7 protein-coding genes are annotated in these 12,469 nt (G+C 61.5%); 3 read left to right on the forward strand and 4 right to left on the reverse strand.

Annotated elements, in window-relative coordinates:
- Nucleotides 1–340 precede the first annotated feature (340 nt).
- The gene (locus XALGPE39_RS05605; RefSeq protein ID WP_045727333.1) at nt 341–2,125 is read right to left on the reverse strand and encodes a type IV secretory system conjugative DNA transfer family protein; all 1,785 of its coding nucleotides are present in this window, start codon (nt 2,123–2,125) and stop codon (nt 341–343) included.
- 782 nt (nt 2,126–2,907) lie between these two features.
- On the opposite strand from XALGPE39_RS05605, the gene XALGPE39_RS05610 reads away from it, so the two are divergent.
- Nucleotides 2,908–5,460 (forward strand): exo 1,3/1,4-beta-D-glucan glucohydrolase, encoded by a 2,553-nt coding sequence (locus XALGPE39_RS05610; protein WP_343123027.1) that lies wholly within the window; start codon nt 2,908–2,910, stop codon nt 5,458–5,460.
- 179 nt (nt 5,461–5,639) lie between these two features.
- A complete protein-coding gene (locus XALGPE39_RS05615) occupies nt 5,640–7,202 on the forward strand; it encodes a sodium/sugar symporter (RefSeq protein ID WP_045727334.1) in 1,563 nt (520 codons plus the stop codon).
- A gap of 34 nt (nt 7,203–7,236) precedes the next feature.
- On the opposite strand, the gene XALGPE39_RS05620 is transcribed toward XALGPE39_RS05615, so the two are convergent.
- The 3 genes from XALGPE39_RS05620 to XALGPE39_RS05630 form a co-directional block, all read right to left on the reverse strand.
- On the reverse strand, nt 7,237–9,024 hold the full coding sequence (locus XALGPE39_RS05620; protein WP_045727335.1) for a sensor domain-containing phosphodiesterase: 1,788 nt from the start codon (nt 9,022–9,024) through the stop codon (nt 7,237–7,239).
- Between the two features lie 106 nt (nt 9,025–9,130).
- Nucleotides 9,131–9,691, reverse strand: coding sequence for a response regulator transcription factor (locus XALGPE39_RS05625; RefSeq protein WP_045727336.1), 561 nt, complete (start codon nt 9,689–9,691; stop codon nt 9,131–9,133).
- Nucleotides 9,688–10,911: an ATP-binding protein gene (locus XALGPE39_RS05630; protein ID WP_045727337.1), complete on the reverse strand. Its 1,224-nt coding sequence runs from the start codon at nt 10,909–10,911 to the stop codon at nt 9,688–9,690. The genes XALGPE39_RS05625 and XALGPE39_RS05630 overlap by 4 nt, the downstream gene beginning before the upstream one ends.
- A gap of 126 nt (nt 10,912–11,037) precedes the next feature.
- Here XALGPE39_RS05630 and ispG point away from each other — a divergent pair, with 126 nt between their 5' ends.
- Nucleotides 11,038–12,303, forward strand: a complete 1,266-nt coding sequence (gene ispG / locus XALGPE39_RS05635) for a flavodoxin-dependent (E)-4-hydroxy-3-methylbut-2-enyl-diphosphate synthase (protein WP_045727338.1) — start codon at nt 11,038–11,040, stop codon at nt 12,301–12,303.
- The last annotated feature ends 166 nt before the right edge of the window (nt 12,304–12,469 follow it).

A 12,469-nucleotide genomic window follows, 5' to 3' on the forward strand; every position in this document is an offset into this window, starting at 1 on the left:
TTCGTCGTCTTCTCAATGCTCATGCTTGGAAATGCAACGTCTCTACTTCAAAGTTCATAACACGCTCTAGGCACAACATGCCTGGCCGTTGGTTGGACTGCGCTGGCGTTTACAAGTGACAAGCCTAGTGCCGATCCAACGATTGCGAAGCCGATTTTTCTACGGATCAACTGATTATTAATGCATTTTTTCATATTTTCCGTCCTCGCGATTGGAATGATTTGATAATACTAATCTACAGATCCTCTTCATAAATCACTCCGATATAGGGACAGGTCTGTAGTTGAGCGGAATTTTTGGCGCATTGCGATGCCCTCGATAAATGCGTTCACTCCCCACCCTAGCTCGCCTCAGGTGGCTTATCAGGTGCCGCGCCCATCTTTGCAATCTCCACCGGCGGCCGGATGCGCTGCTTGAAGAAACTATCCTTGAAGAACCAGTTCTTCTTGCAGCGGATCGGCTTGCATCCTTCGAGGAATAGCAGCGCGTCGTCGCTGGGCAGTTCCTTGAGTTCCTGGGGTAGCATCAGCGCGCGTTTTTCTTCGGTGTAATTGATGTTGTAGCTGCTGCCTTGCGCGCCGCTGCCGTGAGAGCGGTGCTTGCGACGGATGGTCTTGAATCCCAATTGCTCGCTGTAGGCGTTGGCGTCCGCCTGTTCGCGCGGGGTGTAGACCACGCTGCCGGCGTGGTTGGTGGTGAAGTTCTGCGCATCGTGTTCGCCATAGACCGAGCGCAGTTGCGCGTTGCTCTGGATGATGCACAGGTCGCGCACCCCATAGCTGGCCGAAATCGAAATCCGTTTGGCCCACACGTCCACGCGCCCCATCGCGGTGAATTCGTCCATCAGCATCAACATCTGGTACTTGAGTGACGGCTCATCGCCTAGTTGTTTGTCCAGATTGTTGCCGATCACGGTGCTGAAGAAAATGTTCAACAACTTGCCGCTCTCGTCGAGTTTCTGCGCGGGAATGACGGTGTAGATGGTGGTTTTCCGCTTGCGGATGGCGGTCACGTCGAAGTCGGTGGCATTGGTGGCCGCCGCCAGGATCGGATTCAGGAACTGCTGCAGCGGTGCCTGCATGGTGGCGACGACGCTGGAGAAGGTCTGCTCGGCCATTCCGATCAGGTTGCGCAGGGTGGTGCGGGTCTGCTCGCTGATGAAGGAGAATTGCTGCTGACCTGGCTCCGACAGCCAGTCTTCGACGATCTCCTTGACACTCTGGCTCCCCGCACCGGAAGAGAGCCGCAGGATGCGTTCTAAGCTCGGAAACCTAGGGTCTACGTTGGGATCCAGAGGGGCTTGGGGGTCGGGCTGGCCTTGTGCGTTGGTTCCTGGGTAACCCATACGTTCCATGTCTTCCCATTTTTCGAACATGAACGAGGCAAACGCGACGAAGATGGCGCGGGCTTGAGTCGCCCAGAATGGGTCCTTTCCGGCGTCGTCGGGGTAGAGGATGGCAGCGATGGTTTGCAGGTCGGCGATGTACTGGCTCGGCCTGACAAAGGACAGCGGATTGAACCGGTGGGTTTTGCCATCGGTGGCATAGGGGGCGAACTTGTAGATGCGCTGTCCCTGCGAGGCGCGCCAACCGCTGGTTTCCTTGAACAATTCGCCCTTGATGTCGAGCACGCACATCGAGTGCTCGTAGGTCAACAGCACCGGCATGGCGATGCAGGTGGTTTTGCCGCTGCGGGTAGGCGCCACCACGATCACGTGGAGTGCGCCGTTGATGTAGAGATGGCGTCCCCGGTACTTGCCGACGATGACGCTTTCGGGTTTTTTCTCCAGCAGACCGGCGCGCTTCATATCGTGCAGGCTGGCGAAACCGGCATCGCCATGCAGGGATTCATCCCGGCGGTTCAATCGCAGCAGCATGGCGGTCAACGGCAGCCACACGATGAAGGTCAGGCTGAAGCCCAGCATGCCACCGAGTTTGATTTTCGTCGCATACGGTTGGACTTGAGGCAGATCCAGGACGCGGACGTACTGGAGATAGGTGTTCCACGCGAGCGGGATGTTGAGCTTGAGCAGCAGTAAGGTGATGTAGCCGGACAGGTACAGGCCCGCGTATGCGGTGAGCAGGAGTAATGCCAGGGCGGTTCCGAAACGGGCCTTCATTCCCATATTGACGATCCTTTATTCAATCCATTGTGGCGGTTCGCACCATACGGTTTTGAGTATGGTGCACTTGATCGGACCGTAGACTCATTCTGGTCCAATCCATGGTAGTGGGGGGGCGATTAGCTTCTCAAGTGATTACCCGGGTTAGTGCACTTGCCGCTGAGCTTGAGCTGTTCCGCGTCCAGGGATGGTCAACGCCAGTGGAGGTCGCGCTGTAGGGAGCAGCGTCGGCGCTTTGGTGACATGCCATGTCCCCATGCCAGTGCGCGTGAGTTGAGGTGGCGTATGGGCCCGCTGACATGCGCGGCACGTCTGATCCTGCCTGATTCGTGATATGTCGTGTACAGATGCGTCGTGCAGTGACGACGTATGCCGCATGCAGATGTCGTTCTACGTGGACGCTCGGCCCGCTTTGGGCTCGTCATTCCCGCCCACGCTTCGCGCCAGCGGCATCGCGCATGTGCGCAGTCTACAAATTCGTCCATATTGCGGCGCAGCAAAAGCGTGGTTGCGTCGGTGGTGCTGCCGCCACTGCCACGCATGCAAGTGCGGCATAGAACAGCCAATGTGGATATCCCATCGATATAGCGTTAGTCGATATCCATCTACAACCATGGCATATCGCGTGTCGCGGTTGACAGCCTCTTGGCGATTCGGGAAGCGTAGGCGCCAGTCGCGCATCGCGGGGGGCGAAGTGATCGCTGTCTGGCATACGTTTGTCGTTCCTGGGAGAAAGTTGCTTGTATACACAGTTTGCTGGCGTGATCGCGCCGCTTCGTAATACGTTGACCGTCGTTGCTGGACTGGGTCTGTTGGCCTTGGCGGCTGGGGCGGCTGGACGTTCTTCGGCTGCTGCTCCGGCAGCGGCTGTGACCACCGCGACGCCGACGATCCATCCGGCACTGTGGCCGTCGCCGGCCTGGCCGTTGCCGGAAGACCAGGCGCTGGAGGCGCGCCTGACCAAGTTGATGGCGCAGATGACGCTGGAGCAAAAGGTCGGGCAGATCGTGCAGGGCGATATCGCCAGCATGACCCCGGAGGATGTGCGCAAATATCACATCGGCTCGGTGTTGGCCGGCGGCAACTCCGATCCCGGTGGCAAATACGACGCCAGTCCGGCGCAGTGGCTGGCGTTGGCCGATGCGTATTACAGCGCATCGATGGAAAAGACCGGTTCCGGTCCGGCAATCCCGATTATCTTCGGCATCGATGCCGTGCACGGGCAGAGCAATATCGTCGGTGCCACGCTGTTCCCGCACAACATCGGTCTTGGTGCGACCCGCGACCCGGAGCTGATGCGCAAGATCGGTGAAGTCACCGCTGCCGAGACGCGCACCACCGGGATGGAGTGGACCTTCGCGCCGACTGTGGCGGTGCCGCAGGACGACCGCTGGGGCCGCACCTACGAGGGCTATTCGGAATCGCCGGAAGTGGTAGCCAGTTTTGCCGGCAAGATGGTCGAGGGCCTGCAAGGCGTGCCCGGTCAGCCGGGTTTCCTCGATGGCCGGCATGTGGTTTCGTCGGTGAAGCATTTCCTTGGCGATGGCGGCACTACCGACGGCAAGGATCAGGGCGATACCCGGGTCAGCGAGCAGCAGTTGCGCGACATCCACGGTGCTGGTTATCCGCCGGCGATTGCCGCCGGTGCGCAATCGGTGATGGCCTCGTTCAATAGTTTCAACGGGGTCAAGATGCACGGCAACAAGGTCATGTTGACCGACGTGCTGAAGGGGCAGATGCATTTCGGTGGTTTCGTGGTCGGTGACTGGAACGGCCATGCCCAGGTTCCCGGTTGCCGCAAGGACGATTGTCCGGCGGCGTTCAACGCCGGCGTGGACATGTTGATGGCACCTGATAGTTGGAAGGGCTACTACGACAGTGCGCTGAAGGCGGTGAAGTCCGGCGAGATTCCGATGGCGCGGCTGGACGACGCGGTGCGGCGGATCTTGCGTGTGAAGCTGCGGCTGGGTCTATTCGAGGCCGGCAAGCCGTCGCAGCGTCCGCTCGGTGGCAAGTTCGAACTGCTCGGGGCGCCTGAGCACCGTGCGGTGGCGCGTCAGGCGGTGCGCGAGTCGCTGGTGTTGTTGAAGAACCATAACCATCTGTTGCCGCTCAAGCCGCAGACGCGGCTGTTGGTCGCTGGCGACGGTGCCGACGACATGGGCAAGCAATGCGGCGGTTGGACCCTGAATTGGCAGGGCACCGGCACCAAACGTGCCGATTATCCGCATGCTGCGACCATCTGGGAGGGATTGCGGGAGCAGGTCCAGGCTGCCGGTGGCAGCGCCGAATTGGCAGTCGACGGCAAGTACAAAGATAAGCCCGACGTCGCGGTGGTGGTATTTGGCGAAAATCCCTACGCCGAGTTCCAGGGCGACATCGCCACGCTGTTGTACAAGCCCGGTGACGACAGCGATCTGCAATTGATCAAGAAGCTCAAGGCCGATGGGATCCCGGTCGTGGCGGTGTTCCTGAGTGGACGTCCGTTGTGGGTGAATCGCGAGATCAACGCCGCCGATGCGTTCGTCGCTGCCTGGTTGCCAGGATCGGAAGGCGGCGGTATTGCCGATGTGTTGCTGCGCAAACCCGATGGGCAGGTGCAGAACGATTTCCACGGCAAGCTCAGCTATTCCTGGCCGCGTTCGGCGGTGCAGTACGCCAATAATGTCGGGCAGAAAAACTATAATCCCCAGTTCGCATTCGGCGCTGGTTTGACCTATGCCGACAAGGGCGATCTGAATCGTCTGTCCGAGGTCTCCGGCGTGTCCGGCGCGCAGGCGGTTGGCGGGGTGTACTTGGAACGCGGCAAGCCGGCGGCGGGCATTAACCTGATTCTGCAGGGCGCCACGCAGGCCAATCTGCCGGCGGCGACAATGCCGGCGGCGCTGGCCGATGGCACGCTGAAGGTCACCGCGATCGACTACAAAGCGCAGGAAGACGCACGTCGTTTCGTGTGGTCGGGTAAGGGCAAGGCGGCGTTGGCGCTGGTGCTGCCCAAGACGTTGGATGTCTCGCGCGAGAGCAATGGCGATCTGCAATTGATTTTGACCATGAAGGTGGATGCGCTGCCGGCGGGTGCATCGGGCATCGGGGTCAATTGCGGGCATGGCTGCGCGGCGCAGGTGCCATGGAACAAGGCGTTGGCCGCGTGGCCCAAAGGCGAATGGCACACGCTGGGAGTGCCGCTGAAGTGCTTCGCGGTCGCCGGTGCGGACCTGACCAAACTCGAACGCTTGCCTGTGATCGAGAGCGATGCTGCGTTGGATCTTTCGGTCTCGCGGATCGCGCTGGGTTCCAGCAACGACGCACAACGCGTGCTTGATTGTCCGCTGCATTGAGTGGCGTATCTGTGGTGCTGGCATGCGCGCGCAGCCAGGCCGGACACGAACATCGTCGCATTTCCGACGATGTTCGCTGCGTGCGATGCGGCCGGGCAAGGTGAGATAAAGGTGCGCTGCCCGAGCGGGTGGCGTCGTATTCAACGATGCGACAGGGCCGAGGCTCGTAGGAGAACGCCATGGGTTTGGCGAAGTTGGATGTAGCGATCGTGGTGGTGTACCTGGTGAGTATCTTCGCCCTGGCACAGTGGGTGTCGCGGGAGAAAGGCGGTCATAAAAAGAGCGCTGAGGATTATTTTCTGGCCGGTAAGACCTTGCCATGGTGGGCGATTGGCGCCTCGTTGATTGCCGCCAACATTTCCGCCGAGCAGATCATCGGCATGGCCGGCTCAGGTTATGCGATTGGTCTGGCAATCGCTTCCTACGAATGGATGGCGGCGCTGACCTTGTTGATCGTCGGCAAGTTCTTCCTGCCGGTGTTTCTACGCAATGGCATCTACACCATGCCGCAGTTTTTGGAACAACGCTACGGCAAGTGGGTCCGCACGCTGATGGCGGTGTTCTGGTTGTTGCTGTACGTGTTCGTCAACCTGACCTCGATTTTGTGGTTGGGGTCGATTGCGGTGAGCCAGATCACGGGCATGGATCAGACTCTGGCGCTGGTCATGATCGGTATGTTCGCTCTGGTCTATCAGTTGTACGGTGGCCTCAAGGCGGTGGCGTTGACCGACATTGTGCAGGTCACCTTGCTGGTACTGGGTGGTTTGCTGGTCGCTGGGCTGACCTTGTCGCGTATCGGCGATGGTGCCGGCGTGCTGGCCGGCTTCAAGCATCTATGGAGCGCGCATCCGGAGCACTTCCACATGATCCTGTCCAGGGACAATCCCTTCTACAAGGATCTGCCAGGCTTGAGCGTGCTGTTCGGCGGAATGTGGGTGATGAACATCAGCTACTGGGGTTTCAATCAGTACATCATCCAGCGCGCATTGGCGGCGCAGAACATCGGCGAAGCGCAAAAAGGCATCGTGTTCGCCGCTTTTCTGAAGTTGCTGATGCCGCTGGTGGTGGTGGTGCCGGGCATTGCGGCGGTGATGCTCGCGCCGACGCTGGGCAAACCCGACCAGGCTTATCCGACCATGATGCAACTATTGCCCAGTGGCATGCTCGGCTTGGTGTTCGCCGCGTTGGTGGCAGCGATCGTGGCCTCGTTGGCATCGAAGATCAATTCGGTGGCGACCATCTTCACCCTGGATTTCTACGCCAAGTTCCGCCCGCAGGCCCAGCAGAAACGTTTGGTGCGCGTTGGTCGCGTTGCCGCCGTGTCGTCAGTGTTGATCGGCATTCTCGCCGCGCGCCCGCTATTGGGTAATTTCGACCAGGGTTTCCAGTTTATCCAGGAATTTACTGGCTTTTTCACCCCGGGCGTGGTGGTGATCTTCATGCTCGGCTTGTTCTGGAAGCGCGCCAACGAAGCCGGTGCGCTGAGCGCGGCGGTCGGTTCGGTCCTGTTGTCGGTCGTGTTGAAAAAGCTGTGGCCGGAACTGCCGTTCATGGACCGCATCGGGCTGGTGTTCGTGCTGTCGCTGCTGTCGGCGGTGCTGGTGTCGCTGCTGACTCCCCAGGCGCCGGCGCGCGACCTGATCCGTACCGACGACGTGCGCTACGCCACCGCGCTCGGCTTCAAGCTCGGCGCCACGGTGGTCATCGCGATTCTGATTGCGCTCTACGCGGTGTTCTGGTGATTGCTGCCGGGCGAGGGGCGGTGGCGCGGCGCGTTCACGCGCCGTGCCAGGGTGTTTCCAGCCACACGTCCAGCGCGGCGGCCGGCATTGGTTTTGCGATCCAGTAACCCTGGCCTTCGTCGCAGCCCCAGTCGCGTAGCATCTGGTACACGGTTTCGCTTTCGATGCCCTCGGCCACGACCTGCTGGCCGAAGTCGTGGCCGAGACGGATCATCGCGGGCACCAGGACGCTGTCGCTGCGGCTCGCGGGCAGTGTGCGGATGAACGATTGGTCGATCTTCAGGGCGTCGGCGGGGATGCTTTTGAGGTAACCGAGGTTGCTGTAGCCAGTGCCGAAGTCGTCGATGGCGATTTTCACCCCGAGTGCGCTGATCTGTTGCAGTTGTTCGGCGACCCGTTGCGGATCGCGGATCATCGCGCTTTCGGTGAACTCGATTTCGATGGCGCCCGGTGCAATTGCATGTTGTGCCAGCAGGCTGCGCAGGTTGGCGATGAAATCCGCTTGCTCCAGATCCACCGCCGAGATGTTCAACGACACGGCGAAGCGATATCCACGCTGTTGCCACAGCGCAGCCTGGGCGATACCGGTTTGCAGCACCCAGGCGGTGATTTGCGGCATCAACGCGGTCTTTTCTGCCAGTGGAATGAAGTTGTTGGGTGCGACCGCTCCCAACAGTGGATGCTCCCAACGCAGTAGCGCTTCCACTCCGATGCAGGCACCGGTGTGCATGCTCACTCGCGGTTGGTAGTGCAGGCTCAGTTGGCCTTGTGCGCTCAGTGCTTCCGGGAGCGCGGCCAGAATTCGGAATGCGCTGCGCTGGCTGGCGTCATGGCTGAGTTCGTACAGGCTCCAGCGCAAGCCGCGCTGGCGTGCCATATCCACGGCGGTCGTCAGCGAGCGCAGGGTATGGTTGGCGCTCAATCCGCCGTCCAGGTATACCGCGCCGAGCGAAGGAGTCGCCACGTGCGGGATGCCCTGGTGGTCGATCGCCAAGGTGAAGGCGTCGCAGACGTGATCGCACCATTGCGCCAGTTTGTCCTCGTCGCTGCCTTCGATCACGAACACGAACGTGGTGGTGTCGATACGATAGAGCGGTATCCCATTCAGTGCCTGCACCAGCCGGTCGCGTGAGGACAGCAGGTAGCCCTCGGCGTATTCCCATCCCAGCGCCTTGACCATCTCGCGGAAATACTTGGTTCCGCACACGTCCACGGCCACTGCGGTGTTGTGCTGCTGCGTGCCCTGTAGCGAAAGCCACATGGTCAGGTCTTCGTTGAAGCGCAGACGGTTGGGCAGTTCGGTGAGCGGGTCGATGAATCCGGCGTTGCGCAGGGCGTCGATGCGGATCATCAGGATGTCGCGCAGGTTTTCCATGGTCTTGCGCGATGTCTCGTCGAAGTCCTGGCGCGGTTCGGTGTCGACCACGCACAACGCGCCCAGGTTGGCGCCGTCTTTCATCAGCAGCGGCGCGCCGGCATAAAAACGCACGAATGGTGGGCCGGTCACCAGTGCGCTGTCGCGAAAGCGCGGATCTTCCCGCGCATCGAGCACCACCAGCAGTTCCGTACTCTGGATCGTATATGCGCAAAACGCCTGGCTGCGCGGGGTTTCTGTGGTGTCCACACCGATCTTGGACTTGAACCATTGGCGCTGCTCGTCGACCAGCGACACCATCGCGATTGGCACATTCAGGTGACGTGCGGCCAATTGCGTGATCAGATCGAAGACGAGGTCCGCCGGGGTGTCCAGCAGGCAGAGTTGCTGCAGGACATTCAGTCTTGTAGGTTCGTCCAGCAGTGTGGGGGGAGTCAGTGTTGACATGCTGAGTTAGCGGCCTTGGGGGAGGGTGCTTGAGCAGTGATGGAGGGGGATGGGGAGCAGCATTCATGTCAGGCGCTGGAGCGCCGACGCGGTGGAGCGCATGCTTTTAGTGTGGCGGATCACGTTTGGGGCTGGGGCGCTTGGCGAGTTTGCGTTGCAAGGAGCGGCGGTGCATGCCAAGCAGGCGTGCGGCGGCGGAGACGTTACCGCCGGTTTCGTGCATGGCCTGCTGTATGTGTTCCCACTGCAGGCGGCTCAGCGGGGTCATGGCATCAGGCACATCGTCGCTGTCCTCGCTGTCATCGGCTTCCAGGCCGAGCGCGCGCAGGATCATCGGCACGGTTGCCGGTTTGGGTAGATAGTCGTCGGCGCCGAGTTTGATCGCTTCCACCGCAGTGGCGATGCTGGCGTAACCGGTGACCAGCAGGATCAGCATATCGGCGCGTATCGCGCGTAACGGCTGAATGAGCTCCAGGCCGGATTCGTCGCCGAGCTTGAGGTCGATCAGCGCGTAATCCGGCTGGTTGGCCGTGGCCAGCGTCAATGCCGTGACCGTGCTGTCGGCGGTGTGGGTTTCCAGGCCTCGGCGGGCCAGGGTGCGTTGCAGAGTGCGCAGATACAACGGATCGTCGTCGACCAGCAGGCCCAGTGGGGTGTCGGTGGTCATGCGGAGGTCTCCAGAGTCAGCAGTGGCAGGCGAAATCCGACCCGTGTGCCGTGACCGGAAGCGGGCTGTGTCCACAGTTCGCCGCCCAGACGCTCGATGGTCGCATGAGACAGTGCCAAGCCTACGCCCATGCTGTCGGGTTTGCCGCTACGAAATAGAGTGGCCGGCAGTCCGACCTGGTTGGCGTCGAAGCCGCCACCATAGTCGCGTACCTCGCCGATCAATTCGCTGCCGGTGACGTGTACGTTCAGGTCCACGCGTGGCTGACCGGCGCGTTCGCCGGCGTCGGCGGCGTTGTTCAGTAGTACCTGCAACAAGTGGCCGATTGCGCTTTCCATGCGCAGTTGTAAAGGCGCATCGTCGTTGCGGTGCAGTTGCACGGTCGGTCGCACCAGTTGCCATTGATGCAGGACGTGCGCCAGGGAGATCATACCTGCGCCCGCGCGCTGTGCCGGCGCCGCCAGTGCCAGCACCCGTTCTCGGCACTGCACCAGCAGTTGCCGCAGCGTGTCCAAATCCTCGCGCAACTCTGGCTGCGTGCTCTGCTCGGCGATATCGTCGGTGAGCAGGGTCATGGTCGCCAGCGGCGTGTTCAATTCGTGCGCGACCGACGCGGCATGGGTGGCCAAGGCGACGATGCCCTCGTTGCGGGTAAAGCGCTCTCGCAACAGGGCCAGTTCGCGTTCGCGCGCGCGCATGGCCATCGCCAGACGGGTGGAAAACACCAGCACCACGACGGTAGACAACAGGAAGTTGGCGGCCATTCCCCAGCGTTGCAGGTCCAACGCCTGATACGGACCGCGCGGCAGTGGCAGCCCGAACAGCGCGCTGACCGCGTAGCCGCTCATGCAGGCCACTGCCACCGCCAAGGCCCAGCGCAGTGGCAGGGCCAGGGCCGCCAGTGCGATCAACACCAGGAACAGGGAGCCGAAGGCGTTGCCGATCCCTCCGCTCCAGCCGACCATCCAGGTCAGTACGGTGACGTCCACCAGAATATGACCGAACGCGGTGGCTGGGGTGGCCGCGGCGGTATGGCGCAGGCGTAACTGTGCATACAGGTTGAACAGCGCCAGCACGGCGACGCCGGCCCACAGCGGCGCCTGCGGCAACAGCAAGCGCATTGGCCAGGTTGCCAGGAGGATCGTCGCGGCCTGCCCGGCAGTGGCAAGCCAGCGTAGGCTGCACAGGGTGCGCAGGAAGGAAGCGTCGGTGGAGTCCATGCCCCGTATCGTATGCGTCCGGAGCGGGGCGGCTTGTGATTACCGGTTCCGGTGCGTGCCGTTTGGCTGAATCGCCGACATCTTGGCAATGGGGCGCCACGCGGCCTTGCAGGCTAAAATGTGGCAATGTCCGACACTGCCAGCCGTTCCGCCCCTCTCGCCGACGCCGCGCCCGGCCCGCGTCGTCTCACCCAGCCGGTGCGTATCGGCGGCGTCACCATGGGCGCTGGCGCGCCGGTCGTGGTGCAGTCGATGACCAATACCGACACTGCCGATGTGGCCGCTTCGGTCAAACAGGTGGCGGAGTTGTGGCGTGCCGGCTCGGAGCTGGTGCGGTTGACGGTCAACAATCCCGAGTCGGCTGCAGCGATTCCGCGTATTGTCGATAAGCTGCGGATGATGGGTGTCGAGGTGCCGTTGATCGGCGACTTCCACTACAACGGTCACCAGTTGCTGGCCGCAGAGCCGGCCTGCGCGCAGGCTCTGGCCAAGTACCGGATCAACCCCGGCAATGTCGGCTTCGGCAAGAAGAAGGACACTCAATTCGCCCAATTGATCGAATTTGCACTGAAATACGATAAGCCGGTGCGGATCGGCGCCAATTGGGGCTCGCTCGATCAGGCGCTGGCGGCGCAATTGATGGACGAGAACTCGCACCGCGCGGTGCCTTGGGATGCCGCGCGGGTGCTGCGCGAGGCGTTGATCCGTTCGGCGCTGGATTCGGCCGAGCGCGCGGTTGAGCTAGGGATGGGCCGCGACCGCATCGTGCTCAGTTGCAAGGTCAGCGGGGTGCAGGAATTGATCGCGGTATACCGCGATCTGGCGCAGCGTTCGGATTTCGCTCTGCACCTGGGCCTGACCGAGGCCGGCATCGGCAGCAAGGGCATCGTGGCCTCCAGCGCGGCATTGGCGGTCCTGCTGCAGGAAGGTATCGGCGACACCATTCGTATCTCGTTGACTCCGGAGCCGGGGCAGTCGCGCACGCAGGAGGTGATCGTCGCCCAGGAACTGCTGCAAACCACCGGTCAGCGCGCTTTCACGCCGCTGGTCACCGCCTGCCCGGGCTGTGGTCGCACCACCTCCGAGTTCTTCCAGGAACTGGCCAAAGTGGTGCAGAACCATGTGCGCGCGAAAATGCCGGAATGGAAGATCCAGCATCCTGGCGCTGAGAACATGACCCTGGCGGTGATGGGCTGCGTGGTCAACGGGCCGGGCGAATCGCGCCATGCCAACATCGGTATCTCCTTGCCCGGTACCGGTGAGGCGCCAGCGGCACCGGTTTTCATCGACGGAGAAAAAACCGTCACCTTGCGTGGCGAGAACATCGCCCAAGAGTTCGTTGCGTTGATCGACGATTATGTCGAGCGCACTTATCTGCGTCGGGCTGTGTGAATCCTTTGCTGGGAACGCCGCCAGTGGGTGTCATTGGCGGCGCAAGTTGCTCGGCGTGCACGCGGCACATCGCATTTGTTAGCGCACTTTTTTGCTCGATGTCGTCTGTCTAAGCGGGCGCTTTTCATCGCGTTGATAGGCGGTGATCGGTTGACTATCCGCGCTG

Source organism: Xanthomonas sp. GPE 39 (assembly GCF_000963005.1).
GTDB lineage: Bacteria > Pseudomonadota > Gammaproteobacteria > Xanthomonadales > Xanthomonadaceae > Xanthomonas_A.